Annotated in this window: 23 protein-coding genes; 10 read left to right on the forward strand and 13 right to left on the reverse strand. The window is 45.4% G+C overall.

What is annotated here, in order from left to right; all coding sequences use genetic code 11:
• Nucleotides 1–63: 63 nt before the first annotated feature.
• On the forward strand, nucleotides 64–234 hold the full coding sequence (locus QZZ36_RS09230; protein ID WP_295080422.1) for a 4Fe-4S binding protein: 171 nt from the start codon (nucleotides 64–66) through the stop codon (nucleotides 232–234).
• A gap of 56 nt (nucleotides 235–290) precedes the next feature.
• Here the strand turns inward: QZZ36_RS09230 and QZZ36_RS09235 are convergent, their stop codons facing one another.
• Complete coding sequence (locus QZZ36_RS09235) at nucleotides 291–473, reverse strand: DUF1540 domain-containing protein (protein WP_295080425.1); 183 nt, start codon at nucleotides 471–473, stop codon at nucleotides 291–293.
• A gap of 218 nt (nucleotides 474–691) precedes the next feature.
• On the opposite strand from QZZ36_RS09235, the gene QZZ36_RS09240 reads away from it, so the two are divergent.
• On the forward strand, nucleotides 692–2,662 hold the full coding sequence (locus tag QZZ36_RS09240) for a DUF6583 family protein (protein ID WP_295080428.1): 1,971 nt from the start codon (nucleotides 692–694) through the stop codon (nucleotides 2,660–2,662).
• An 87-nt stretch (nucleotides 2,663–2,749) separates the two neighbouring features.
• Here QZZ36_RS09240 and QZZ36_RS09245 read toward each other — a convergent pair whose 3' ends face one another.
• The 6 genes from QZZ36_RS09245 to QZZ36_RS09270 all read right to left on the reverse strand — a co-directional run bounded on the left by QZZ36_RS09245 (nucleotide 2,750) and on the right by QZZ36_RS09270 (nucleotide 9,222).
• The gene (locus QZZ36_RS09245) at nucleotides 2,750–3,253 is read right to left on the reverse strand and encodes a DUF3592 domain-containing protein (RefSeq protein ID WP_295080431.1); all 504 of its coding nucleotides are present in this window, start codon (nucleotides 3,251–3,253) and stop codon (nucleotides 2,750–2,752) included.
• Nucleotides 3,253–4,449 (reverse strand): bifunctional phosphopantothenoylcysteine decarboxylase/phosphopantothenate--cysteine ligase CoaBC, encoded by a 1,197-nt coding sequence (gene coaBC, locus QZZ36_RS09250; RefSeq protein WP_295080434.1) that lies wholly within the window; start codon nucleotides 4,447–4,449, stop codon nucleotides 3,253–3,255. Before coaBC ends, QZZ36_RS09245 begins: the two co-directional genes overlap by 1 nt.
• A gap of 10 nt (nucleotides 4,450–4,459) precedes the next feature.
• A complete protein-coding gene (locus QZZ36_RS09255; RefSeq protein WP_295080437.1) occupies nucleotides 4,460–5,440 on the reverse strand; it encodes a 2-hydroxyacid dehydrogenase in 981 nt (326 codons plus the stop codon).
• Between the two features lie 110 nt (nucleotides 5,441–5,550).
• Nucleotides 5,551–6,069, reverse strand: coding sequence for a cysteine hydrolase family protein (locus QZZ36_RS09260; protein WP_295080440.1), 519 nt, complete (start codon nucleotides 6,067–6,069; stop codon nucleotides 5,551–5,553).
• Nucleotides 6,070–6,310: 241 nt separating this feature from the next.
• Nucleotides 6,311–8,692 (reverse strand): beta-propeller domain-containing protein, encoded by a 2,382-nt coding sequence (locus QZZ36_RS09265; protein ID WP_295080443.1) that lies wholly within the window; start codon nucleotides 8,690–8,692, stop codon nucleotides 6,311–6,313.
• Nucleotides 8,693–8,712: 20 nt separating this feature from the next.
• On the reverse strand, nucleotides 8,713–9,222 hold the full coding sequence (locus QZZ36_RS09270; RefSeq protein ID WP_295080448.1) for a sigma-70 family RNA polymerase sigma factor: 510 nt from the start codon (nucleotides 9,220–9,222) through the stop codon (nucleotides 8,713–8,715).
• A gap of 267 nt (nucleotides 9,223–9,489) precedes the next feature.
• Between QZZ36_RS09270 and QZZ36_RS09275 the strand changes: the two genes are divergently transcribed.
• Entirely contained in the window at nucleotides 9,490–11,664 is a 2,175-nt protein-coding gene (locus QZZ36_RS09275; protein ID WP_295080452.1) for a substrate-binding domain-containing protein, read from the forward strand.
• A 120-nt stretch (nucleotides 11,665–11,784) separates the two neighbouring features.
• Here the strand turns inward: QZZ36_RS09275 and QZZ36_RS09280 are convergent, their stop codons facing one another.
• The 4 genes from QZZ36_RS09280 to QZZ36_RS09295 all read right to left on the reverse strand — a co-directional run bounded on the left by QZZ36_RS09280 (nucleotide 11,785) and on the right by QZZ36_RS09295 (nucleotide 15,576).
• Nucleotides 11,785–12,678 carry a hypothetical protein gene (locus QZZ36_RS09280; RefSeq protein WP_295080455.1) on the reverse strand — a complete coding sequence of 298 codons (894 nt, stop codon included), beginning with the start codon at nucleotides 12,676–12,678 and terminating at the stop codon, nucleotides 11,785–11,787.
• A 187-nt stretch (nucleotides 12,679–12,865) separates the two neighbouring features.
• Nucleotides 12,866–13,819 (reverse strand): ROK family glucokinase, encoded by a 954-nt coding sequence (locus tag QZZ36_RS09285; protein WP_295080458.1) that lies wholly within the window; start codon nucleotides 13,817–13,819, stop codon nucleotides 12,866–12,868.
• A gap of 13 nt (nucleotides 13,820–13,832) precedes the next feature.
• A complete protein-coding gene (locus QZZ36_RS09290) occupies nucleotides 13,833–14,861 on the reverse strand; it encodes a type I phosphomannose isomerase catalytic subunit (protein WP_365686149.1) in 1,029 nt (342 codons plus the stop codon).
• A complete protein-coding gene (locus QZZ36_RS09295) occupies nucleotides 14,836–15,576 on the reverse strand; it encodes a GH25 family lysozyme (protein ID WP_295080462.1) in 741 nt (246 codons plus the stop codon). The genes QZZ36_RS09290 and QZZ36_RS09295 overlap by 26 nt, the downstream gene beginning before the upstream one ends.
• A 335-nt stretch (nucleotides 15,577–15,911) precedes the next feature.
• Between QZZ36_RS09295 and QZZ36_RS09300 the strand changes: the two genes are divergently transcribed.
• Nucleotides 15,912–16,517: a dockerin type I domain-containing protein gene (locus QZZ36_RS09300; protein WP_295080465.1), complete on the forward strand. Its 606-nt coding sequence runs from the start codon at nucleotides 15,912–15,914 to the stop codon at nucleotides 16,515–16,517.
• 72 nt (nucleotides 16,518–16,589) lie between these two features.
• Here the strand turns inward: QZZ36_RS09300 and QZZ36_RS09305 are convergent, their stop codons facing one another.
• Together QZZ36_RS09305 and gap are read right to left on the reverse strand one after the other, a co-directional pair.
• Entirely contained in the window at nucleotides 16,590–17,624 is a 1,035-nt protein-coding gene (locus tag QZZ36_RS09305; protein WP_295080468.1) for a hypothetical protein, read from the reverse strand.
• 304 nt (nucleotides 17,625–17,928) lie between these two features.
• A complete protein-coding gene (gap, locus tag QZZ36_RS09310; protein ID WP_295080472.1) occupies nucleotides 17,929–18,966 on the reverse strand; it encodes a type I glyceraldehyde-3-phosphate dehydrogenase in 1,038 nt (345 codons plus the stop codon).
• Nucleotides 18,967–19,573: 607 nt separating this feature from the next.
• On the opposite strand from gap, the gene QZZ36_RS09315 reads away from it, so the two are divergent.
• The 6 genes from QZZ36_RS09315 to QZZ36_RS09340 form a co-directional block, all read left to right on the forward strand.
• A complete protein-coding gene (locus QZZ36_RS09315) occupies nucleotides 19,574–20,092 on the forward strand; it encodes a CYTH domain-containing protein (RefSeq protein WP_295080477.1) in 519 nt (172 codons plus the stop codon).
• Complete coding sequence (locus QZZ36_RS09320) at nucleotides 20,092–21,060, forward strand: PhoH family protein (protein WP_295080481.1); 969 nt, start codon at nucleotides 20,092–20,094, stop codon at nucleotides 21,058–21,060. Before QZZ36_RS09315 ends, QZZ36_RS09320 begins: the two co-directional genes overlap by 1 nt.
• Nucleotides 21,053–21,565, forward strand: a complete 513-nt coding sequence (gene ybeY, locus QZZ36_RS09325) for an rRNA maturation RNase YbeY (RefSeq protein ID WP_295080484.1) — start codon at nucleotides 21,053–21,055, stop codon at nucleotides 21,563–21,565. Before QZZ36_RS09320 ends, ybeY begins: the two co-directional genes overlap by 8 nt.
• The gene (gene era, locus QZZ36_RS09330; RefSeq protein WP_295080487.1) at nucleotides 21,565–22,458 is read left to right on the forward strand and encodes a GTPase Era; all 894 of its coding nucleotides are present in this window, start codon (nucleotides 21,565–21,567) and stop codon (nucleotides 22,456–22,458) included. Before ybeY ends, era begins: the two co-directional genes overlap by 1 nt.
• Before the next feature lie 156 nt (nucleotides 22,459–22,614).
• A complete protein-coding gene (gene recO, locus QZZ36_RS09335) occupies nucleotides 22,615–23,358 on the forward strand; it encodes a DNA repair protein RecO (protein WP_295080490.1) in 744 nt (247 codons plus the stop codon).
• A gap of 93 nt (nucleotides 23,359–23,451) precedes the next feature.
• A partial coding sequence (locus QZZ36_RS09340) for an endonuclease MutS2 (RefSeq protein WP_295080493.1) occupies nucleotides 23,452–25,660 on the forward strand: 2,209 nt, incomplete at its 3' end.

The raw sequence follows: 25,660 nt of genomic DNA on the forward strand, positions 1-25,660 counted from the left end.
AGATATGTTAAAATGAAAATACGAGGAGCGCAGGCTCCCGAATAACACGGAGGTGTATGAAATATGGCATATATTATTTCTGATGATTGTGTAAGCTGCGGCGCTTGTGCAGCAGAGTGCCCTGTAGGCGCTATCTCTGAGGGCGACGGCAAGTACGTTATCGACGCAGACGCTTGCGTTGAGTGCGGTGCTTGTGCAGGCGTATGTCCTGTTGGAGCTCCCAACGCTGAGTAATCAAAAAAGGACGATAAGCAGTTCCGTAAGAGGAACTGCTTATTTTTTTTGCCCTTTTAATCGCAGCAGCCTGAACGGACTACGAATGAATTGCAGTCTGTACATTCCGGCACAGTGGGATCGTCCTCGTGAGTTCCCACTGATATGCAGTCGAGAGTGCAGTAATGCTCTGATACCAGATTGTGTCTGCACTGAGAAACATCACATTTGATACTTTTGTTTTTCTTCTGTTCTTCCATGAGAAAATCTCCGTTCTGATTATTGGATCCGCATCGGACCGTAAATAGTATTGCCCTGTTTTTTCAGGATATACAGTCAAATTGTGAACGAATTCAAAATTATTTGTTACAGCATGAAAACAAATATAGGGAAATATTGACTTTTGAAAAAGTTTGTGATATTATTGACATAAGGAGCGCAGTGCTCCGAGTGATATAATATTATGGAGGGAATTACAATGTTTGAAAACGAAAACAAAAATGTATTCAATAATACCCAGTTTGATAACCAGTTCTCAAACAGCTATGAAACTACTGTTTCAGGCGTAGAGAATGTTACCAGAAAGGGCAGGGGCAAGAAGGCAGCTCTGATAGGGGGTATATCAGCAGTTGTTTTAGCAGGCGGTTCCGTAACTGCATACGCAGCATCCGATACTGTAAAGAATCAGGTAAAGCTGCGTCTGAGCAAGCCCGAAAAGTATTATGCATGGGTAAATGAAAAGAATTCAAAGACATTAGGCGAGAAGGTAAGCGACTATTACAAGAAGCGCCTTGAACAGTATGAACAGGGTCAGTCCGTAGATGTTTCGCTGTCCTATGAGCCTTCACAGACTGCAAAGGATTTTGCGACCAACAATTTAGGCGGTTCTGAAAGCGACGAAATGCGGCAGCTTATTAATATCATTGATAATACCGATAAGTATGCGTTTACAGTCAGCGGAAAGACCAAAAAGGGCAGTGTGAATTCAAATGCAGGCTTTGAAATGGACGGAAAGCGCATTCTGAGCGTTGACGTTGCGTCAGACGCGCAGTCTATGGATTACTTCTTCCGTATCCCCGAACTCAAGGAGCAGTGGATCTGTTTGGATCTTGATGAAGATGATTCTTCTTTGCGCGGTGTGAGTAGCAGTATATTAAATACATACAAGGCAGCTCTTGATGATCCTTCTACATTCATAACTCCTGAGGAGATAGAGGAAGAGGTCAACAGATACGTTACTGTATGGAACGATTTCGTTGAAGAGGTAAAGGTCGAAAAGAGCGAGAGCATTGATATATGTGATATACAGGTAAAGTATACTGTGGCTACAGTTGATATTACCGATAAGGACGCTGACAGACTTGCTCTTGAGTTTGCCAAGGAAATGAAGAACGACAAGGTCATCAGAAATATCGTTGTCAATAAGATGGGCGAATGTGATGACGATGACGAGTTCGCTGACAAATTAGATGATGTCATCAAGAGTTTGGAGGAAGACCTTGAGGAAGACGATTACGATAACGATATAGTTTTCTCAATGGATACATATATTGATGCTACGGGTACTATCCGCGGCTTTGGTTTCTCTGACGACGACGACGAGTCCCTGACCGCTCTCATCGGCAAGGACGGAGACAATATCAGAGGCGAGATAGTTTCTGTATCTGACGGCGAGAAAGAGTTTGGCGCAAAGCTCAATGCCGTAGCAAAGAAAAAGGTATTTACAGGAGACATCACATTCGACTTCTGCGATTATGATTATCACTATGATGAAGATGAGGACGATTACGTAAAAGATAAGGTCAATAAGGATGTTGTTCTCAGCTTCAGCGATGTAGAGCTGAAGGACGAAGACAAGTTACTGTTCAGCGGTGATTTCACACTTGATATCCCAAAGGTAGATCCTATAAAGATATCATTCGATACTGACGGAAACAGAGAAGTCATTTCCTATGATCTCCGTATCAAGGACACTGATTACGGTAAGATCAGATTATCATACGCATATGATTACGGCGTAAAGGTCGATCTCCCTGACAAGAGCGGAGCTTTTGTACTTGATCCAGAGACTATGGACGACTTAGATATAGATGACTATATCAACGAAAAGGATCTCACAGCATTTGTAAAGCTCACACTTGAAGATATCGGTTTTGACAAGGCTTCGGCTTCAAGCGCTGCAAACAGCTTTACTGAAGGCTATGAAAGACGCAAGGCATACAGTAGCAAGTGGGAAGATGACGATTATGACTATGACTGGGACGATGATGAGGAGGATTACGACTGGGACGATGATGATGATGATTACGACTGGGACAGCAGCGGCAATTTCTCCTTTGAGTTTGACCCCAGTGAATACAATTATGAGGACTACAAGGACAACATGACAGAAGAAGAGTTCAATGAATGGATGAAGCTGATGGAAGAGTTTTCCAACAAGGCATCATAAATGAATGATAAAAGACCTCCGTCTGATACGGAGGTCTTTTTTGATGTAAAGGGGACGAACACTGTTCGCCCCGCTATTTGCTGTTCATTAGTAGTAAAAGCTGTTCTGCTCCCTTTTATTGATGCGGTACAAAAGCGTCATGGCCAATCCGACTAAAAGTAAGAATATTCCGATCATCGGCAGGAAAATGAATTCTCCCGTATCATTATTGAGGTAGTATGTGTTCGGGTTATCGGGATCGTAGTTTATGACCACTTTGTCTCCCGTTTTCATTTTTTTGCTCGTGATGATAGTGCCTTTGGTGAAAACACCGTCTGTTTCTACCGAAATATATGTGGTCATAGTGGTTTCGGTGTATCTTTCTTTTTTGCCGTTTTGATATCTCCATTTGTTCTGTCTGTCGACCCTGATGTATGAGACTGTACCGTAAACCGTAGCGGTGCAGTTTTCTTTTTTGCTTAGCGAGGAGCAAAAGCTGAAGACCGATAACGATAACAACAGCGCCGATAATACAAATACCGCTACGATATGGTATATTTTTATCTTGTAGGTAAGCGCTTTGAACTCGCCGAATAAGATGTCGTTAGCCATTATTTTTCAGATATCTCTTTAAGCTTTGTGAGGATAACATTTGCCGCGTCGAATTTGGACATGAGCTCCATTTCCTCGGTATCGTTCCTGGTTATCATCGTTATGATATTGGTATCGGTACCGAAGCCTGCACCTGCACTTCTGAGAGAGTTTGCACATATCATGTCGCAGTTCTTCTTTGTGAGCTTTGCGCGGGAATTCTCGATAACATTGTCCGTTTCCATAGAGAAGCCGCAGACAACCTGTCCCTTGCGGCGGTTCTCGCCGATATATTTGAGTATATCAGTAGTTCGCTTCAGGGGTATGCTCATATCTCCGTCGGACTTCTTTATCTTGCTGTCGGCAGTTGTAACGGGAGTATAATCCGCGACTGCTGCCGCTTTTATTACTATATCCGTTTCCGCAAGCCGCTCCTTTACGGCATTGAACATATCCTCAGCGGACTTTACGGGAACTACATTTACGAACATAGGCGGTTCAACGTCGGTATGCGCCGCAACTACAGTAACGTCGGCGCCTCTCAGCATAGCTGCTCTTGCAAGAGCGAAGCCCATTTTTCCGCTGGAGTGGTTGGATATGAAGCGTACCGGGTCTATGCTCTCACGGGTAGCGCCTGCGGTAACGAGTACCTTTTTGCCTGCAAGGTCCTTTTCAAAGGCAGCCTCACGGACGATGTACTCAAGGAGAGTATCCTCGTCAGGGAGCTTTCCGTCGCCGATATCCCTGTTTGCCAGCATACCGCGGACAGGCTCCACTATCTCATAGCCGAATTTTTTCAGCTTTTCGATATTGTCCTGAACTATAGGGTTGTGGAACATATTATGATTCATAGCCGGAGCTATTATTTTTTTGCAGGTACAAGCCATTACCGTGGTAGTCAGCATATCATCTGCGATACCGTTTGCAATCTTGCCGATGACGTTTGCGGAAGCCGGAGCTATCATTACCACGTCAGCCTTTTTCGCAATGGAGACGTGCTCCACGCTGTACTCGAAATTGCGGTCAAAGGTATCTATAAGACACTTGTGCTGAGTAAGGGTCTCAAAGGTAAGCGGGTGAACGAAGTTCAGCGAATTGGGGGTCATGGCAACGTGTACGTCAGCTCCAAGCTTTGTGAGCATACGTGCGAGGTTGCATATCTTGTATACGGCGATAGAGCCTGTGACGCCAAGTAAAACAGTTTTTCCTGTAAGCATTTCCGTCACCTCATATATGGAGCTCGTTAGGGCATTCCTCGCCCTTGTGGCAGGCGATTATGTTATTCACCGTAGTTTCGGCGATATTGCTGAGAGCCTCTTCCGTAAGAAAAGCCTGATGCGAAGTAACGATAACATTAGGCATGGAGATAAGTCTTGCAAGGGTATCGTCGGCGATGATATGACCTGAGAAGTCCTGGAAGAAAACGTCCGCTTCCTCCTCGTATACATCGAGACAGGCAGCGCCTATCTTACGTGCCTTTATGCCTTCGAGGAGAGCCTCTGCGTCTATGAGAGCACCTCTTGAGGTATTTACGATAACTACGCCCTTTTTCAGCTTTTCTATGGACTTTTCATCTATCATGTGGTAGGTCTCGTCTGTGAGGGGACAGTGGAAGGAAATGATATCGCTGCGGCTGAAAAGCTCGTCCAGCTCAACATAGTCTATATCGCTGTCCTTGGCAGGGAACTTGTCGTAAGCAATGACGTTCATGCTGAAACCGCGGCAGATATTTATGAAGATACGACCGATCTTACCTGTTCCCACTACACCCATGGTCTTTCCGTGAAGGTCAAAGCCGGTAAGTCCGTTCAGTGAGAAGTTATGGTCTCTTGTACGGATAAACGCCTTGTGGACGCGGCGTATCGACGTAAGGAGAAGTGCCATTGCGTGTTCTGCGACAGCATAGGGCGAGTAAGCAGGAACGCTGACTACCTTTATCTTATCCTTTGCGTATTTGATGTCCACATTGTTATAGCCGGCGCAGCGGAGCGCGAGAACCTTTACGCCGAGAGCGCAGAGCTTGTCGATAACGGCTGCGTTGACGGTATCATTTACGAAAACGCAGGCAGCCTCGCAGCCCTTTGCGAGTTCTGCTGTATCCTCATTGAGCTTTGTCTCGTAGAATTTGAACTTTATACCCTTCTCCTTGCCGAATTTCTCGAAGGAGGGAGTATCATAGGGCTTGGTATCAAAAAAAGCGACTTTCATTGTATCCACCTTCCTGTGACAGATTTAGATATTTGTGTTGGTAAATGCGAGGCTCTAAGAGTAGATCTTAGAGCCTTATAAACTGTTATTAATGTACGGAGCCTGTCCCTTCAGACGATCTCCGCAAATGTTCCCGAAAGGGAAGCGATATAGGTTTTCTGAACTGTTTCAGCGGGTATGATCTCGCCTTTGTACTCAATGTCCTTTGTAGCGCAGGCGTCGGCAACGAGAGCTACCTCATAGCCGTGGTCCATTGCGGCGCGTACAGTAGTATCTATGCATATATGAGTCATCATTCCGCATACTATCAGCTTTTCAACGCCGAGACTGCGCAGACAGTCGTTCAGCTCGGTGCCGAGGAAGCTGTTCGGGCAGTACTTGTTTATGACGATATCGTCCGGCAGCGGAGCGATACGCTCTGATATCTCGCAGCCGTATGTACCCTCGTTGAAGAAGGCTTCATCGTCGGAGTTGATGTGCTTTATATAGATAACAGGACGCCCTGCCTTCCTGCTTTCGGCAATGAGCTTGATTATACGCTCTTCAGCCTTTTTCGGTTCATGGAGCGGACAGGCTCCGCCCTCGAAGTAATCGTTCTGGACGTCGATAACAAGTAATGCTTCTTTCATAATCATATCTCCCTAAATGCATTTGCGTTTTTACATAATATGTAAAAACAACTTTTTAATAGTATAACATATTGGAGCGCCTGTGTCAATCAGTTGCACAGTGGTAATAATCACGAAATATTACGTTTCCGGACCCGTAAAAATGTAAGGAGTTGGCAATGGGAACAGCCATAAAGAAGTTCAGCACCTCTTTATGGCTGTTTGTGGCGGCAGCAGTTATGTACCGCTCCGGCTTTTTGTATCAGAAATCAAGCTCGTCGGTGATACCGATAGTGTTTATATCAGCCGCAACGAATTTCTTTGAAGAGAGAGCATAGACATAATCGCCTATATATACAGCACGGTTGAAGGGCTCGGTGTAAAAGGCATACTCATTGCTCTCGTTCAGTATATTGGTGATATCGCCCTTGAGTACGAATTCACCGTTTTCGTAGCTGAAGAATACATACTGTGACCTTTCGGTATACTCAGCCATCTTGCCCCAGTCAGAAAACGCATATCTGCTGTATTCTACCGGAACGCCGATAAGGTTCTTTCCGGGAGCTATGAGCAGGCTTTTTCTCTCGTATACAGCAGGTGAATTATAATATTCTTCCGACCATTCCGAATTGTTTCCATAGTTATAATTGCTGGGAGAATTGTTCCATGTATATACAGCTTCCGCCTTCAGGTTGTTCGGATCGGAGTTATCGAACATAGTCATCCTTATGCCTGTTATCCTGCCGTTCTCGTCGGCGTCCTGACCGAAGCCGAGGAGCAGGCCGTCGCTCCACTGCTGCATATAGGTACTGAAACCGTTTATCTTGAACTCGTCAAGCACAACAGGGTTTGCAGGATCGCTCAGGTCGACCGCATAGAGAGGATCGGTCTGGCGGAATGTGACCACATAAGCCATATTTCCGCTGAAGCTCGCTGATTTCAGTTGCTCGCCGACACCGAGACCGTCTACGCTTCCTATTGTGTTCAGATCCATATCAAGGACGTAAACACGGGTATCAGTCCTGATATCCTCATAGGTATAATAGCCTTTTCTTTCTTCGTCTGTTAGATAGTCCCAGAATTCCTTTATGAAATTGCTGTCATCATCGTCGTAGCTGTGGAAGGTCTTTTTTACTTCTGTATATGTAGCGGCAACGCGGAAGTAACCGTCATACTCGCTCATTGAAAACTGATCCTTGACCTCTCCGTTGATGGTAGTGCCTGCCATTGGAACGATATCTCCGCCATTTATGGAGATACGGGTGATATCCGTGCGGTAATCCTCGCTCCAATCGGCTGTGTAGAGGTTATCAGCCGAGCAGTATATGCTTCCGGTGTAGCCGGCGAGAGTCTTGATATCCTTTTCGGCAGGAGCTCCCTCAGCATTCAGGTCAATGCTGCCTATGACAGTATATGAGAGCCTGTCAGTGCTTCCGAAGCCGCCGGCGGGAAGGAGTATATCCTCCGGAGGTATGATATCATAGCTTTCGGCAAATCCGCAGTAGGGGATATAGTGCCTTGTATCATCACTGTCCTTGATACGGTCGAAAACAGTGGTGTTGTATGTTGAGGTGAGTAGCATATATCCGTCAGGAGATATCCTTACGTCGCTGTAACAGCCGTCCTGTTTGTATACATCTATCAGCTGAGGCTCGTCGCCTGTGGTATAGAAGGCTACAAAGGTGTTCTGGACATTATACCCGATCTCGTCATAGTCGTCGCTGTAGTAGAGGCCGTATTGATTATTGCTGCATATGACAGCTATCATATCATTGTAGACATACATATCAACAGCTCTGATGTTATAGCCGCTGTTCTGCATATCAACGGACTCACAGATATCCAGTACAGAGCTGCCTGTGAATTTTCCGTCCTTGACGTCTGCTGTGCGCAGAACGGGGACGGTTTTATAATCCTCGTCCCTGTCGTTTGCAAGGTAGTATATATGCTTTCCGTCTGTTTTTACGATATCGGCTTCGAGAACGTCCTGTTCCTGATAGTAGGTCTCGGAGTGTTCGGGGTCCTCTTCCTTTACCGGTTCTTCGGGAGCATCGGTAGTATCCTCAGGAGGGACGGTTTCGGGTTCCGGACCTGGTTCTGTCGTATCCTCGGTTATTACAGGAGTTTCGTGCAGCTCACTGTCATAGCCGTTGATACCTTTGATTCTGCCGCTGAGGTTCGTATCTTCTTCATCGAAAGCTCCGGCGGCAACGGTCGCATCTGCCACTGCTTCCTCCATTATATCATTGGTATAGTAGTATTTCTTCTGTTCCTTTTGGGCTTTTTTTGCAGCCTTATTAAACATTGTATAGATCTGTTCGTAGTCGGAAGCACCGCTCATGTAGCTTGTAAGCACCTTGCTTTCCGGCTTATCGGTCGCGGGAGCTGTAGTGGTCACATCGCCCTTTTTAACGGGCACCGAAGTTTTTATGTCTGTTCCCCTGTTGTTCAGTGTATAGACCGCAGTGCCTCCTATAACTGTGCAGGCGGCAGCTGCTGCTGTGATACGGCCTGCCATGGAGATACGGCTTCTCTTTTTCTTTGCTATTTCATTATCGAGCATTATCTTTATATTCTCAGGTTTTAACCTTTCGGGAACAGGAGCGGATTTCATCTGCTCTCTGAGCTTTTCATCGTTTGTCATAAACATTCTCCTTTCATGGATCATATTTCGGGGGTGAGCTCAAGCCGCAGCTTATGCTTTATCCTTGAAAGCTTTGAACGCACTGTTGCGGAATTTATACCGCACAGTGATGATATCTCGTCGCTGGTATATCCTCCGAGCACGGACATTGACAGCAGCAGACGGGATTCTTCGTCCAGCTTTTCCATAGCCTCGCGGAGTTCTACCGATTCGTAGCTGAAGCTGTCGGAAAGCTGAGTATTCTCGTTCAGTTCTTCTGACGGTTCAAAATATGTACGCTGCTTTCGTTTTATCTTTGCTGCAAGGATCGTCATTATCCAGCTCCGGAATTTGTCCGGGCTGCGAAGCTTTTTTATGTAGCGAAAAGCGTCAAGTATCGTATCGCTCACTGCGTCAGCTGCGTCGTGGGTACTTCGCAGGCTGTTCAGGGCGATATGATAAAGATCCTCGTATACGGTGCCGTACAGCCGGGCAAATGCTTCGGTATCGCCTTTGCCTGCAAGTCTGACATCGTTTGACAGGTCATTCATGCGGATTCCTCCTTTGAATTCGAATTCATAACATATGTGTCCGCGATGGGATGGTTTGTTGCATGGGGTGTGCAAAACAGTCGTTTTATACAAAAAGCGACATTATCGATTGTTTAATATAACAATGATTTTTCTTTCAACCCACAAAAATACCCTTATGGTGGAAAAAATGCAGAAAACTTCATTGACAATTCTTAATAAATAATGTATAATTATTGTAAGTTATTAAAGCTATCTGACCAAAAATATAGATAAATATACCGAGGAGTGGGTATTTTGGTAAGAAAAAAACGAATGATCCTCGGCGTTGTTACTGCAGAGGCGAACAGTATCGAGCAGCGTCAGATCATAAAGGGGATTGCAAGGTTCGCTCAGTGCGTTGGAGTGGATACCATTGTTTTTTCCAACAACTATAACCCTAATGTCAGAGAAAAGGAGCTTTTCTGCGAAAACAGGATATATGACCTCATACTCTCCGATGAGCTTGACGGTCTTATCGTTATATCCGAATCGTTCGTGAGCGAGGAACTTAAAAAGCTGATCGCTGATCTGCTTTCAAAGAAGACTATACCTACAGTTATTGTGGGAACTCATGTAGCCGAACTCAATTTCCCGCATTGTATGTTCATAAATACCAGCGACGAGAACGATATTATGGACCTTACGGATCATCTGGTGGAAAAGCACGGATTCAGGGAGATCGACATAATCACTGGTTACGACTTTATCGAGGCTTCAAATCTCCGCGTCAGCGGATACAGGAAGTCACTTGAAAAGCACGGCATAGAGTACGATGAGAAACGTGTACACTACGGAAATTACTGGATGAACTCCGGTGAGGAGCTCGCGGAGCGCTATCACAGCGGAGAGCTGAAGCTGCCTCAGGCGATAGTCTGCGCAAATGACTATATGGCATACGGACTGATAGATAAGTTCGATGAGCTCGGTATAAAAGTCCCGGAGGACGTTACGGTGGTAGGCTATGAATATGTAGGTGACAGATTCATGCATACGCCGCTTCTTACTACTTATAAGAGAAACCGTGAGACTATAGGCGAGGACGCGGCAAATATGGTCTACAGCAGCATAAAGGAGAGAGAGTTCCTGTTTGCGCCGCCTCAGGGCGAGATCATCTGCGGTACGAGCTGTACCTGCGGAGTTGACCGCATACTTTATACTGAGGAGCTGAAAAGCGCCAGAGCAAAAAAGGATTACGATAACTGGAACCTTTTCAATCCTCTCGACCAGAAACTCACGGAGTGCCGTACTCTGAACGAGTTCACGGAAATATGCGGAACTTTCCACTGGCAGGTAAGGGGGATCCAGAGCTTCTATCTCTGCCTTTACAAGAACTGGTACGATACGGACGCTGAACTGAGCGATATTCTCTCGTGCCAGAGCATGGTTAAGTGGGACGATAATACCCCGTTCGATATGCAGAAATACAACTTTTCTGCCCTTCTTGCAAGAAATTATGAGCCGGCGGTATACTATTTCAATCCGCTCTTCTTCAATGACAGGCTTTTCGGTTATCTTGTGCTGAAGTATCACGATCCGGATACCTATGACGATATTTACAGGAACTGGCTGAAATCCGTATCCAACGGACTTGAGTTCCTGAGAATGAAGAATGATATCCAGTATCTTACTCAGTGCCAGAACCTTTCAGACCTGCGGGATACCCTTACCGGTATGTATAATGAGACAGGCATGAGAAAGGCTTACCATACTATCGACATCTCAAAGAATGACAGCACGCTCGTCATGCTTAGAATAGGCATCTCAAATGCGGGCTTCTATGAACTCAACGGCAAGATACCGGCTATAATGGACGCCGCGGAGGCTGTGAAGCAGTTCTGCGGAAGCAGCGATGTCTGCGGCAGAGTCAACGATAACACCTTTGCCTGCATTATACAGGGCGATGTTGAGGAGGAGCTCCTCGAAAACAGGCTCAATTCCATAATGCTGCAGCATAACGTATATATAGAGCAGTACGGACTGGATTCATTCGTGCTTGCGGCTGTAAAATGTACGGAAAAATCATATACGAAGATGATAGGTATCTGTTCTGAGCTGCTTGCGCAGAGACAGTGCGATCAGATGGAAATGCGTATGCGTCCCCACTATGAGGATATGCTGAGTATAAGAAACTATATCTACAGCAATCCCCAGGACAGCTTTGAGTCGGAAAAGCTCCAGAAGCTTTATCCATACAGCGCCGGACATCTGCGTGAGGTATACAAGAAGTGCTTCGGCGTCAGCATACATAAGGACTGCATAAACGCGCGTATGGCAAAAGCGACCTACTGCCTCATGGTAACTACTCTGAGCATGGCTGAGATCGCGGAGCAGTGCGGCTATGTAGACAGCAAGTACTTCCTCAGACAGTTCCTTGCAACAGTGGGAGTAACGCCGAACCAGTACCGTAATATGGCTAAATAAGGGCGGCAGGTACGTTATGATAATCCTGCCGGATTACAATTTCAGATCACAAAAGCCCGGAAGCTGTTGATGTAACGCTCTCGGGCTTTTTGCTGACAAAATAACTGTGCAGGTCAGTGTTCAGACTGAGAGCAGAGCGCACACAAAGAACAGACAGGATAAAATAATATGCGGTCTGCATTTTGACACAGCTTCCTGCAGTGAAAGCTGTCTGCCGAGCACTCTGTAGCCTATTCCGGCAATAACCGGCATGAACACGGCAAAGAGGGAAAGAACTCCCGGCAGGTCGTTTACAAGACTGAAAATGAATATGATAAGTGAAATGATTTCAAGTATAACGAGTTCAGTGACTAACGATGACAGTGCGCTTTTTCCTGCGGCTTTTTCCTCAGTGCCTGCGCGGGCAAATATCTCTGCGGCTTTTTCAGCAGCCTCGCTGAAGTTGTCCTGAGTTTCGCCGGATAAAGAGCTGTTCTCAGCTTTGCTTAATGGTCTTGTGCCGGCAAATATCCCGTCTGATGCTGAATTGTATTGCTTTTCATCTGTTTTGGGATAAGGCAGTATCTCTCTTGAGAGTATGCTGTCTCCCATACTTTTGCGAGGCTTCCTCTGGGATCTTGCGCTTGCAAATATCGCATCGACCTTTTTCTGCGCCTCGTCATAGCTGAATTTCTGACTTAGAAATTCAGAAGACATGAGATATTCATCTGAGGAGAGGTATTTACCGGGAGCGGCAGTTTCCTGAGTGCCTGTATTGGCGAAGCTTTCTTCTTTATTATAAGTATAATCGTTTTTGGACGGCAGCGGAGCGGAAAAGGTCTCTTCAGAGGACGTGAAGCTCCTTTTTTTGCGGACTGGTTTTCTCTGAGCCCTTGCGCTGGCAAATATTTCATCTACCCTTGCTTCTGCTTCCTTATGCCTTTTCTGCTGTTCGGAAAAAGATGTAACTTCACTGTTGTCCGCAGTCTCCGGCGCAGTGTCGCTGAACTCATTGTTACCGTTAAGCTCCTGCATTTTTACCGCCCTCCTTTTTTCAGCTCCTGCCAGAATATGTTACTAAAATTATACATCAAAAAAAATGATGTGTCAACAAAAAGCCGCAGCACGGAAAATGCTGCGGCTTTTATATTGTATTCAGCGGGCGGATAATATCCCCCCTATATGGAAAGCCGAGGACGGCGTTCCATACAATAAGCTTAAATTACTTAGCTTTGCCGAGGAAGGCTGCACCTATGATACCTGCGTCGTTGCCGAGCTTGGCGATGACGATATCGGTATTCTTTTCTGAGTTGCGGGTATATACTTCCTTAGCAACAAGCTCCTTCATGGGCAGGAGAAGAGGATCGCCCTCGTTGCATACGCCGCCGCCGATACAAAGCACGTCGGGCTGGAAGATATTGATGGTATTTGTGATACCTGCTGCGAGGTACTTGATGTACTTGTCAACTACAGCCTTTGCGTACTTGTCGCCGGCTCTCATGCAGTCAAAGGAGGTGCGTGCAGTTATCTTGCCCTTTTCCTTTTCTGACTTTGCCATTACAGAGTCGGGGTGCTCTGCGATAGCTTCCCTTGTCATGCGGATAAGTCCTGTTGCAGAGGAGTAAGCCTCGAAGCAGCCCTTTCTGCCGCAGGAGCACTGTGCTCCGTCTACCTCGATGACGGTATGTCCTATCTCAGCGCCTGCGAAGTTGGAGCCTGAATATATCTTTCCGTCGATTATTATGCCGCCGCCTACGCCTGTTCCGAGAGTAATGCATACAGCGTTTCTTGCTCCCTTTGCAGCACCTGCTACGAACTCGCCGTATGCGGCTGCGTTTGCGTCGTTCTCAATAAATACGGGCTTGTCGATAGTCTCCTGTATGTACTTCACCATAGGCGTGTTTTTGAAGCCGAGATTGTTGGAGTATTCGATAATGCCCTTTTCACTGTTTGCGATACCGGGAGTACCTACGCCTATCCATTCGATCTGGTCCATTGTAAGTTTTGCGTTCTTTACAGCTTCAACAGCCATTCTCGCCATATCGTCCGCGATCTCTTTTTCGGGGCGGGGACAGTTGGTCTTGGTGCTTGCCTTTGCGATGATGTTGTATTCCTCATCAACTACGCCTGCAACGATATTTGTACCGCCCAGGTCGATCCCTACGTAATATTTCATTTTTATATCCTCCTTATGGAATAGTTGTGATTATCACATCACAATTTCCTTTTATAGCGTATGCGCCTGTTCCTGCCGGAACAAAAACGCTTGTGCCCATTCTGAGCGGCAGTTTGTAATTGTCTGCGACGAGTTCCCCGCCGCTTCCGCCTATCATAAGGATATGAGCGAAGGAACTGCTGTCTGCCAAGAATTCTGCTTCCTTGATTATCCTGTGGCGGTTTACTATAAAGTAGTCGCAGTCCGCAAGGAGCTGAGTGACTACTCCGTCAAGCTCAAGTCCATAGACAGGTCTGCGGTGGTCGGCAGGCTTTGTGTTCGTTACCTCAAGGGCTTTCTCCACATGGAGCTGTCTCGGCTTTCCGTCAGCGCCCAGTCTGCCGTAGTCGTAAACACGGTATGTGACGTTGGAGCTCTGCTGTATCTCGGCTATGATTATTCCCTTGCCGATAGCGTGGAGAGTTCCCGGTTCTATGAAGAAAACGTCGCCCTGCTTTACGGGGACGCGGTTTACCTTGTCCATGAGGGTATTTTCCTCCACGGCACGGCGAAACTCCTCCTTTGTGAGCTCTTCTTTGAAGCCGTATACCAGCTCTGCGCCGGGTTCTGCCGATATGATATACCACATCTCGGTCTTGCCGTTGTCATTTTCGTACTTATGGGCGTATTCGTCATTGGGGTGTACCTGTACCGACAGGTCGTCCCTTGCGTCTATGAGCTTCACCAGTACAGGGAAGCTGCTGCCCTTTCTGAAGCTGCTTCCCACTGCTTCGGGGTGCAGAGCTGCGAATTCACTGAGCTTCATTCCCTCTGAATCTCCGCTTGCAATGACGGATTCGCCGTCAGGGTGGCAGCTGAGCTCCCAGCTCTCGGCGAGACGTTCTGTGTCACTTTCCTTGCCGAAGAGTTCACGGAGCTTTGTTCCGCCCCATATATAATCCTTTACGGGTGCTTTTAATAAAAATGGTCTCAATTTATTGCCTTTCTTTCTGAAAACACGGATATATCCGCTTTTTTTACGGCTCTCCGAACTCTTTTTCAAAGTCCTCAGCCGAGCCGTTGTATACGTTCAGGTCGATGTGTTCCTCATCGCCGTCATAGCCTCTGAGGATCCCCTTGTCGCTGTACTGCCAGAACTTCCAGTCTATAAGGTCGGGCTCGACGGTCACGCTCCTTATCCACAGCGGATATTCGCCGAAGCTGTCATGCACGTACCTGTAGTAGACGGGGAGAGTGGTATATATCACGGGCTTTACGCCGTAGAATTCCTCAAGTCTTTCCAGCAGGGGACGAAGTATCTTTTTGGTTTCCTCACGTGAAGGCTTGTTTCTGCGCTTGTCGCCGTAATACTCGATATCGACCACAGGCGGCATATCTATCTCGTCCCTGCCTACAGCAGCGATGAAATTGTCAGCCTGAGTTTCGCCTGCGCTGTCAAAGCTGAAAAAGTGGTATGCCGATACCTTTATCCCTGTTGAGGCTGCACGGTCGAGATTGCGGCGTACAGACTCGTCGGTGTGACCGCTTCCCTCAGTAGCTTTTATGAAAGCGAAGGAGACATTCTGAGCTTCAAGCTCATCCCAGTTTATATCTCCCTGATAATTTGAGACATCAACGCCGAAAACCGGATATTCTGATTTGTTTACTTTTGCTTCCGAGAATATCAGCGCTGCTGCCGCCGCGGCTGCTGTCAGAATGCCGCCTGTGACAGTACAAAGGATATTGCGCTTCAGAATATGCTTATTGATAGGAAACAACTCCCTGATATCCCTGATTTCCTTTTTTGAGGAGCGGGATAAGCTGAACTTATGATATGTCAAAAGTCATACAATAATATAATAAACTATAATCGCAAAATAGTCAACAGTTTTTTTGTCCTGAGAATATATTTTTTCAATAACCAAAAAATGCGAAAAAGCACTATACCGATAGTTTAATATCATTCTCCTTGTACAGCTTGCTCAAAATTTTATTATTTCGTTCATAAAATATAGTAGAATTTGTAATGTGAAATGGGGTATTATAAAAACAGAGGAATTGGGTAACGCTTTTTTAGAGATGTATATTAGAGAAGATCTTAGGAGGAATGATTATGAGAAAGGTTATATCTGCTTTATTATCAGCGGCATTGTTGCTGTGCATGATGCCGGCGGCTTCTGTCGCAGCTGAAAAGAACGCTCCGATTACGGAGACTTCTTATGAACGCTACGATTTCAATGATGACGGTTACATAGACGCCCTTGATGTTGCGTTTCTGTTCAGGTACTATCTTATCCATTCCATGGAGAAGGTAACAGATGTCATAAATCTTGGCATCACAGATCAGATAAGCGAGCGCATAGCTCAGTACGGCGATTTCAACAAGGACGGAAGGATAAATACGGTTGACGGAGCGCTTTTCCTTCAGTACGTTATCAGCTTTACCGACTGCAAGATACAGGATTTTGAGCCGCAGTGCTATACTGCGATCGTAAGTGAGAGCATAGAGAAGGGCGACGTCAACGGTGACGGTTATATCGACGCTATCGACGCAAGCAATATCCTCTCATATTATTCAGTTGTTAGCACAGGGTCTGACATCACGACTTCAGAGCAGGTCGTATGCCGCCATAAGGGCGACATAAACGGCGACGGCGAAGTAAATGCTGTTGACGCTTCACAGGCTCTTGCTATATACGCAAAGAATTCTTCAAATTAAAAAAATTATGCCATTTTAGTAATAATTCCGTGACGAAAAATTCCCGTGACTGTGGCAGTCGCGGGAATTTTTTTATATAATACTGAAAAGCTGCTCCGGATCACGCGGATCGAAGCTGACAAGGCTTTGTCTGCCCTTTGATAATACAAGACCTTCTGAGCTGCCGGCTGGAGATAGCGAGAAAAGACCGTTCCTTCGGTGAGCGGCTCTGAATATACTGCCAAAGCGGGTATTTACGGGGATTCCGTCAAGTTCAAAGGTTATCCCGCGGTCTTTCACTCTGACTTCAAGAGCAGGAAGATCAGAAAACGGCCGGCAGGTCATGCCGTCTGCTATATAATGTCCGCGCAGGGGAGTAACGAGCGTATCGCGGTAGAAGCGGTAAAGCAGCGCTGCAACTGCGGCTTCGGTATCATATAACCGGTGCTTTATCTCCTTTTCAGGGGAAGTGAGTATCTGCGGTACTTCCTTGCAGATCAGCTCCGCATTTCTGTTGAGAGCCGAGGAAAAGCTGCCGCGGTAAGCAAAACGCCGGAGCTGACCTGACTTTATATGCTGCTCCGGTATGAATTCGGGATACATGGCGCGGGCGAGTTCCTCATACTGTATGTGGACATTCCGTTTTGAGGAGAAGTACGTCATTTTTGCGGCATGGGGCAGGCAGCACATATCCGACAGCATATGTACTGCACGGGCGAGATATACCGCTCCCTGCTTTTGGAAGCCGCTTTGGTACATGGTCAGTGCCATGGTGTAGTCTTCCTCGAACATGGTACGTGCGCTTTTGGCGAAGAGATCCTTGCCGTTCCTGAGGTAGCCGCTCACAGGCTTTTTACGTATGCCGCCTGTGCTGCAGCCGCAGTAATAATGCCTGCCTGCGCCGTTTTCCCGGTCACCCTTGTCGTCAGCGCGGTAGGTGTAGGGGAATATTATTCCAAGGTAGGGACGTATGAGCTTTTCCGCTTCGGGAGAGTGTTCTCCGAGAAGCTTTAATGCACGGATCAGTATTTCCTTGTGTATAGGCACAGGTGGAAGAGTTTTTTCAGTGTTGTAGCTGTCCGCGAGTTTTTTCATATCCGCAGCAGCCTTGTTCCATTTGTTCAGCATATAAAATCCCCCAATATATAAATCCAAATTTAGCTTTGCTAAATTTGGATTTAGTTGAGAATTGAGAGTGGAAAGTTAAGAGTTAATTAGTTCGCTGCGCTCATATTTTTTAAATTATATCGCCGCAGGCGATACACCACAACTGTCAACTCTCAATTCTCAGCTTTAAACTAAATCGTAATTTTGCGTAGCAAAAATATGATTTACTTTAATTATACTGTCTGAGCGTGGAAATGTCAATCGTGACAGGATACAAAAAGGGCGTTCGTATGAACGCCCTTGATTATTGCATTTATATCAGCTATTAGCCGAGCTCTGCAAAGTACTTGATTGTTCTTACCATCTGTGATGTGTAAGAATTCTCGTTGTCGTACCAGGAAACTACCTGTACCTCAAAGAGATCATCAGCGATCTTGCATACCATTGTCTGTGTAGCATCGAAGAGTGAACCGAATCTCATACCGATAACGTCAGAAGAAACGATCTGATCCTCATTGTAGCCGAATGACTCTGAAGCAGCAGCCTTCATAGCAGCATTGATTCCGTCAACAGTTACATTTGCACCCTTAACAACAGCTGTAAGGATTGTTGTAGAACCTGTAGGAACAGGAACTCTCTGTGCAGAACCGATGAGCTTGCCGTTGAGCTCAGGGATAACAAGGCCGATAGCCTTTGCAGCACCTGTGCTGTTAGGAACGATGTTAGCAGCGCCAGCTCTTGCTCTTCTGAAGTCACCCTTTCTGTGAGGACCGTCAAGGATCATCTGATCGCCTGTGTAAGCATGGATTGTGCTCATGATACCGCTCTGGATAGGAGCATAATCGTTGAGAGCCTTAGCCATAGGAGCAAGGCAGTTTGTTGTGCAAGAAGCAGCTGAGATAATCTTGTCATCCTTTGTGAGAGTCTTCTCGTTAACGCTGTAAACGATTGTAGGAAGATCGTTACCAGCAGGAGCTGAGATAACAACCTTCTTAGCACCAGCGTCGATATGAGCCTGAGACTTGTCCTTTGAGCAGTAGAAACCTGTGCACTCGAGAACAACGTCTACGCCGATTTCACCCCAAGGGAGCTCTGCAGCGTTAGCCTTTGCATAGATTGTAAGTGTCTTGCCGTCAACTGTGATTGTGCCCTTCTCGTCGTCTGCTGAAACAGAGTGAAGATTCTCACCGATCTTTCCGCAGTAACCACCCTGAGCTGTATCATACTTGAGAAGCTGAGCGAGCATTGAAGGCTTTGTAAGGTCGTTGATAGCAACTACCTCATAACCTGGAGCATCAAACATCTGTCTGAATGCAAGACGGCCGATACGACCGAAACCATTAATAGCAACTTTAACTGACATGGGATATACCTCCTAAAAATTTGTATGGTATTATTATACAGCAACTCGGAAAAATTTTCAAGAGGTTCGACAAAAAAATAACAGAAATTTCGTGAAAAGTGCATATTGTACAAACATATAATTGTTGGTCCAAAAATTTTTGTTGCAGTTTCTTTTGCAATAACTCGGCTTCATAAGAGTATTCGGCATGGTTGAAAACTTTGAACATTTTGGTCTTTCGTTTGAGGACATTTGTGGACTTTTTAAACTTGATTATATATAAAAAATACATCATTTATGAGTTTTAAATATGACATATACAATTTTAAATGAGAGCGTCCGATTTATCAGACTTAAAATTGACTACAGTCGTAATACCGCAGATGGGCAGCAGTGGTAATACCATTTTTTTATCCTGTGTTAATAAAAAACAGCAGGTGTTCATTCTGCTTTTGCACGTATATACGTTGATATCGGAAGCTGTATGTGATAAAAATGTGTCCACTGAGTAAAATTTAGCATATTAGACAGAATATTACGAATATTTTGTTGACATTATTCAAAAAAAGTTGTATAATAAAAACGTTGAAAGACATCAACGTAAAATCGTCGTTTTCGGAGTGTGTTTATGGGAAAGAATTATGAGATTGAGCGTAAATTTCTCGTTGAATTTCCTGACGTATCAGAGTTGAATGTAAAACGCAGGATAGGAATCGTGCAAACCTATCTCAAAAGTGGAGAGAACGGACTTCAGCGAAGAGTAAGATCTGTGAATGAAAATGGAAATGTGAAATATACCTATACGGAAAAACTGTTCCTGAGCCCCGTGACCAGGGAGGAGAACGAGTACGAGATAAGCGGTGAAGAGTATAAAGTGCTTCTAAGCGAGTTCCGTAAGGACTGTCCGCCTGTGGAAAAGGTGAGATACTGTTTTGATTATCACGGACAGCTTTTTGAACTGGATACTTACCCGTTTTCTGATAAGCTTGCAATTATGGAGCTTGAACTTTCTTCGCCTGATCAGGCAATAGATTTCCCGAAAAATGTTAGGGTACTGAGGGATGTTTCAGCGGATCATCGCTATTCCAATGCCGCTCTTGCCCAAGCAGGAGCTTTCCCCGAACAGAAGATTGGAGAAAAAGATTAATGTCGGAAATATTCGTACCCGCTGACAGCCCTGAGCAGCTTTCCGCCCTCTTCGGACAGCTTGATGGGAATATCAGCAAACTTCAGAAAGATTTCAATGTCACCGTTGTAAGCAGAGACGGAGGCATAAAAATAATCGGAGACGGTGATACCGCAGGAGCCGAAAAAGCTCTCCGCGCGCTTATGAGCTTTGCTAATAAAGGTAATGCCGTAAACGAACAAACGGTCCGCTATGTGACCTCTATGGTAGCTGACGGTATCGAGGAGGAGCTTCAGGAACTCGGCGGTGACGGCATCTGTATGACTGCGTCAGGAAAGATACTACGTCCGAGAACGGTCGGACAGAAAAGATATACTGACGCTATCAGAAACAATACTATCGTACTCGGTATAGGCCCTGCGGGTACGGGAAAGACTTACCTTGCCGTTGCTATGGCAGTAAAAGCGTTCCGTGAACATAAGATAAAGAAGATCATCCTTACCCGTCCTGCTGTGGAAGCAGGTGAAAAGCTTGGTTTCCTTCCCGGTGACCTTCAGGATAAGGTGGATCCTTATCTTCGACCGCTATATGATGCTCTTTTTGATATGTTCGGAGCTGAGAGCTTTGCACGATATATGGAAAAGGGGATAATCGAGGTTGCTCCGCTAGCTTATATGCGCGGACGTACTCTTGATGAAGCGTTCATTATCCTCGATGAAGCTCAGAACACTACTTCAGAGCAGATAAAAATGTTTCTTACACGACTCGGAAACGAGAGCAGAATGGTAATAACAGGTGATATCACCCAGATAGACCTCCCCGATACAAAAAAATCAGGGCTTGTGGAGGCTATCAAGGTCCTGAGGGGGATAGACGATATCGAAATACATCGCTTCACGGAGAAGGATGTAGTAAGACATAGACTTGTACAGGATATTATCAAGGCTTATGAAAAATATAATGAAGGGAGAAAAAATAATCATGGCTAAGTTAAAGGTATATGTCAAGAATAATCAGACAGAGGTGAAGGTTCCCGTAGGTATAAGGCTTCTAATAAGAAGATGTTGTCAGGCAGTTCTTACAACTGAGAATTTCGGCAAGGATGCAGAGGTTAGCGTGTCATTCGTAAGCAATAATGAGATCAAGAATCTTAACAAGATATACAGAAACAAGGACGCTGTTACAGACGTTCTCTCATTCCCTCTAACGAGTGAGGACGGTGCAGTTGAGGTTAATCCCGAGACAGGTGCCGTACAGTTGGGAGATGTTGTTATATCATTGGAAACAGCTGTAAAGCAGGCTCAGAATTACGGACATTCGTTGGAGAGAGAAGTAGGATTCCTCACAGTACATTCAATGCTTCACTTGTTGGGTTACGATCACGAAACAAGTCAGCTTGATCAGCGCATAATGCGTGAAAAAGAAGAGTCAGTACTCGAAAAACTTGGTATATCAAGAGATGTAACATTTGTAGTTAACGGAGAAAACAGCTGATGCCGAGAACAGCCTTCGTTACCATTGCTGGACGGACAAATGCAGGTAAATCCTCACTTCTTAATGCTATCGTCGGGGAGAAGATAGCCTCCGTCAGCAATAAGCCCCAGACCACACGTACCCGTATAACGGGTATACGCAATATTGATGATGTTCAGCTGGTATTTTTTGATACTCCGGGACTGCATAAGCCTGTGAACAAGCTCAGTGAGCATATGCTGAACACCGTAAAGGAGTCAGTTAGCGATATAGACGCAGTCGTTTTTGTAATGGACTGCACCAAAAAGATAAATCAACAGGAGCTTGAGCTGCTAAAATCTTTGAACAGTTCAAAAATGCCTGTCATACTTGTACTCAACAAAATAGACTTGCTGAAAAACAAGGATGAGCTTGCTCCCATTATCGCTGAGTTGACATCAAAGATTGAGTTTCAGGCATTAGTACCCGTCAGCATTACTGAAAACAGTGGTGTGGATATAGTCATCGATGAGATAATCGCTCTCGCGGAGGAGTCTGTGCACTTTTTCCCTGAGGATATGATAACCGACCAGCCTGAAAAAGTGCTTGCTGCTGAAATGATACGTGAAAAACTACTTACACTCCTGAGCGACGAAGTGCCCCACGGTATTGCTGTGGGTGTTGAAAAGATGAGTGAGCGTGATGATAAGGATATACTTGATATATCTGCTGTTATCTACTGCGAAAAGGAGTCACATAAGGGCATAATCATAGGAAAAGGCGGCGCAATGCTGAAAAAGGCTTCGACTGCTGCAAGGATAGAGCTTGAGGAATTCTTTCAGATAAAGGTTAACCTCAAGTGCTGGGTCAAAGTCAAGGAAGACTGGCGTAACAGGGAGAATCTTATACGCAGCTTCGGATTATCAGAGAAATAATTACCTTAAATATTCATAGCTTTTTCGCGGATAATAATTCCATAGAATTTTATCTGCGGAGGTGAGCTGTGAACGAGGATTTTTTATGGAGTGTGTTCGCTGAAAGTGGTAGCATAGAGGATTATCTGCTGTATTCGGCGAATAAGGATGAAAACCATGACAATTGTTGAAGGCATAGTCCTGAAAGAGCGTCCTGTGGGAGAACAGGATAAATTTATTGATATAATGACCAGAGACAGCGGAGTTATCGAGGTTTCCGTAAAAGGCGCAAGGAAAATTAACGGAAAATCGAGTAGCTCTACTCAGCTTCTGGCATATTCACGGTTCTGCGTAGACAAGAGAGGAAAATACCTCTATCTCAACAGCGCAGAGCCGATACATATTTTTTACGGGCTTCGCGATTCACTTTCCAAGATATCTTTGGCGAGTTACTTTGCGGAGGTTGTGCGCTTCTGCATAAAGCCAGAAGCTCAGAACGGCGACATCATGCGCCTGTTGCTGAATTGCCTGTACTTTCTGGAAATCGGTAAGCGTGAGGAAAGGCAGCTCAAGGCTTTATTTGAGTTCCGCCTCATGTCAGAGATAGGATATATGCCTGATGTAGTGGCTTGCCGTAACTGTGGAGTTTACGAGCCTGAGGAGCTTTTTTTCTGTATCGGAGACGGTGGCTTTTATTGTGCCGACTGTTTTGATAACGAGATAGAAGAGAACTATATGAAGATTAAACTGCCTGTACTAACTGCAGTAAGGCACATAGTGCTCAGTGACTTTGACAGGCTGTTTGGCTTTCGTGTGTCGGAAGCAACACTGGAAAAGCTTTCAGCACTGGCAGAGAATTATATGCTCACACATCTGGAGCGCAATTTCGGAACGCTGGATTTTTACAAATCGATTAAATAATTTGTTTATGGGCACAGTCTGTGCATAAAAGTATGCCATATTCGGTTAATTGCTATTGAATTATTGCCAATTACTTGTGCTAGAAGGAAGATTATGGATAAATATTTGAAAACACTTGAACTGGATAAAATACTTGAAATGCTTGCGGAGCTCACTTCCAATGAGGAAACTCGCCGCATGGCACTGGCGGTACGTCCTGATAATGACCTTGAAAGAGTACGCTATGAATGTCTGAAAACTTCGCAGGCTCTGTCTCTTTCGGTGCAGTTTGGAACACCGCCTTTCAGTAATTTCAAGGACATTAGTACTGTTGCTGCAAGAGCAAAGTCCGGAGCAGTCATTTCTCTACGGGATCTCCTCGATATAGCAGCAATGCTCAAACAGATAAAGGCTCTCGCGGATTGGTATGCTCACTGCGAGAACGTGGAAACAGAGTTAAGTTACCTTTTTTCAAGGCTTCAGCCTAACGACTGGTTGCTGGAAAAGCTTGAACGCTCAATAATCTCGGAAAATGAGATATCTGACGCGGCAAGTCCCGAGCTTGCGACTATACGCAGAAAGATAAATCGTGCAGGTATGCAGCTTCGCGAAACTCTCGATAAAATGATAAAGAATAAGACTACTCAGCAATACTTGCAGGAGAGCAATGTCACAATTCGTGACGGACGTTTCGTTTTGCCAGTAAAATCTGAGTATCGCGGACAGGTCAGCGGTCTTATTCACGACACCTCCGCCACTGGTCAGACTATTTTCATCGAGCCTATGGCGATAGTTGAAGCCAATAACGATATTCGCCTCCTTGAAGCAAAGGAACAGGAGGAAATTGAGCGTATAATTCATCAGCTCTGTCGTGACTGCGGCGACTACGCGGATATTCTTGCAGAGAACTACAAGGTCTGCACGGAGCTTAACCTTTATTTTGCAAAGTCTAACCTTGCTGCGAAACTTAGATGTTCGCTGCCTGAAATAACCGATGACGGTAAAATGCATCTTAAAAAAGCTCGTCATCCTCTTATCGACAGAAATAAGGCTGTTCCCGTTGAAATTAGTCTTGGTGAGGACTATCAGGCTCTCATCATAACTGGTCCGAATACGGGTGGTAAGACAGTAACACTTAAAACTGCGGGACTTCTTGCGGCTATGACTATGTGTGGACTTCTTATTCCCGTTGCCGATGGAAGTAAAATATCCGTTTATGATCATATTCTTGCAGATATCGGTGACAGTCAAAGCATCGAGCAGAATCTTTCTACATTCTCTTCACACACGAATAAAGTTATTGAGATACTTAAAACAGCCGACGAACAGTCATTAGTTCTTCTTGACGAGTTGGGCTCGGGAACAGATCCGGTAGAGGGAGCAGCTCTTGCAATATCCATTATACGTCGGCTTATGGAAAGCGGCGCAAATGTGATGGTGACTACTCATTATCAGGAATTGAAAGTGTTTGCAATTGACAGTGACGGGGTTGAGAATGCTTCCTGTGAGTTTGATATTGAGACTTTGAGACCAACTTATAAGCTTATCGTTGGTTCACCCGGTAAGTCAAACGCTTTTGCTATTTCTGAGAGCCTTGGTATGCCTTCTGATATCATAGAAGATGCAAAGATGCGCGTCAGCGAGGCTAATACGAGACTCGAAGAGGTTATTGGAAAACTTGAGGCTGCCCGTGTTGAGCTTGAAAAGCAGAAGGACGAAATAACCCGTTTGCGTATACAGACCGCAGAGCATGAGGAGTCTATCAGAAAGGAACGCGAGGAACTAGAAGCAGCTAAGGCTGAGGAACTTGAAAAGGCAAGGCTTCGCGCTATGACCATCATTGAGCAGACAAAGGCAGAGTCTAACGAACTTCTTGATGAGCTTGACAAGCTGCGCAAGGAAAAGGAGAAGAAGGATTTCAGTGCCAATGTTTCGGGTATGAAAGCAAAGACGAAACAAAGCTTCAACAAGATGTACGATACGGCAAATCCCGTAAATAAGCAAGACCCTAATGAGGGATATGTTCTGCCTAGAAAGCTTCGCAGGGGTGATACGGTCTACGTTGTAGATCTTCAGCGCAAAGGAATAATATCTGGAGAGCCTGACGGAAGCGATTTCGTATACGTTCAGATGGGCGTAATGAAAACGAAAATGAACATATCAAGGCTTAGACTTGAAGAGCCTGAAAAGGTCACAGTCGGTAATAAGTCCATACGTCCAAACAGGAAGATGAACAAAGTGGGCGTAAAGGTTGAGCGAAGAGGAAAAATGGAACTTGATATACGTGGATGCCCTTGCGATGACGGCGTTTATCAGCTTGATG

The organism is Ruminococcus sp., assembly GCF_016287535.1.
Lineage (GTDB): Bacteria > Bacillota > Clostridia > Oscillospirales > Ruminococcaceae > Ruminococcus.

Coding starts and splice junctions, on each gene's coding strand:
- QZZ36_RS09230 (WP_295080422.1), top strand. CDS start 64: ATGGCATATATTATTTCTGATGATTGTGTAAGCTGCGGCGCTTGTGCA.
- QZZ36_RS09235 (WP_295080425.1), bottom strand. CDS start 473: ATGGAAGAACAGAAGAAAAACAAAAGTATCAAATGTGATGTTTCTCAG.
- QZZ36_RS09240 (WP_295080428.1), top strand. CDS start 692: ATGTTTGAAAACGAAAACAAAAATGTATTCAATAATACCCAGTTTGAT.
- QZZ36_RS09245 (WP_295080431.1), bottom strand. CDS start 3,253: ATGGCTAACGACATCTTATTCGGCGAGTTCAAAGCGCTTACCTACAAG.
- coaBC (WP_295080434.1), bottom strand. CDS start 4,449: ATGCTTACAGGAAAAACTGTTTTACTTGGCGTCACAGGCTCTATCGCC.
- QZZ36_RS09255 (WP_295080437.1), bottom strand. CDS start 5,440: ATGAAAGTCGCTTTTTTTGATACCAAGCCCTATGATACTCCCTCCTTC.
- QZZ36_RS09260 (WP_295080440.1), bottom strand. CDS start 6,069: ATGAAAGAAGCATTACTTGTTATCGACGTCCAGAACGATTACTTCGAG.
- QZZ36_RS09265 (WP_295080443.1), bottom strand. CDS start 8,692: ATGACAAACGATGAAAAGCTCAGAGAGCAGATGAAATCCGCTCCTGTT.
- QZZ36_RS09270 (WP_295080448.1), bottom strand. CDS start 9,222: ATGAATGACCTGTCAAACGATGTCAGACTTGCAGGCAAAGGCGATACC.
- QZZ36_RS09280 (WP_295080455.1), bottom strand. CDS start 12,678: ATGCAGGAGCTTAACGGTAACAATGAGTTCAGCGACACTGCGCCGGAG.
- QZZ36_RS09285 (WP_295080458.1), bottom strand. CDS start 13,819: ATGAAATATTACGTAGGGATCGACCTGGGCGGTACAAATATCGTTGCA.
- QZZ36_RS09300 (WP_295080465.1), top strand. CDS start 15,912: ATGAGAAAGGTTATATCTGCTTTATTATCAGCGGCATTGTTGCTGTGC.
- QZZ36_RS09305 (WP_295080468.1), bottom strand. CDS start 17,624: ATGCTGAACAAATGGAACAAGGCTGCTGCGGATATGAAAAAACTCGCG.
- gap (WP_295080472.1), bottom strand. CDS start 18,966: ATGTCAGTTAAAGTTGCTATTAATGGTTTCGGTCGTATCGGCCGTCTT.
- QZZ36_RS09315 (WP_295080477.1), top strand. CDS start 19,574: ATGGGAAAGAATTATGAGATTGAGCGTAAATTTCTCGTTGAATTTCCT.
- QZZ36_RS09320 (WP_295080481.1), top strand. CDS start 20,092: ATGTCGGAAATATTCGTACCCGCTGACAGCCCTGAGCAGCTTTCCGCC.
- ybeY (WP_295080484.1), top strand. CDS start 21,053: ATGGCTAAGTTAAAGGTATATGTCAAGAATAATCAGACAGAGGTGAAG.
- era (WP_295080487.1), top strand. CDS start 21,565: ATGCCGAGAACAGCCTTCGTTACCATTGCTGGACGGACAAATGCAGGT.
- recO (WP_295080490.1), top strand. CDS start 22,615: ATGACAATTGTTGAAGGCATAGTCCTGAAAGAGCGTCCTGTGGGAGAA.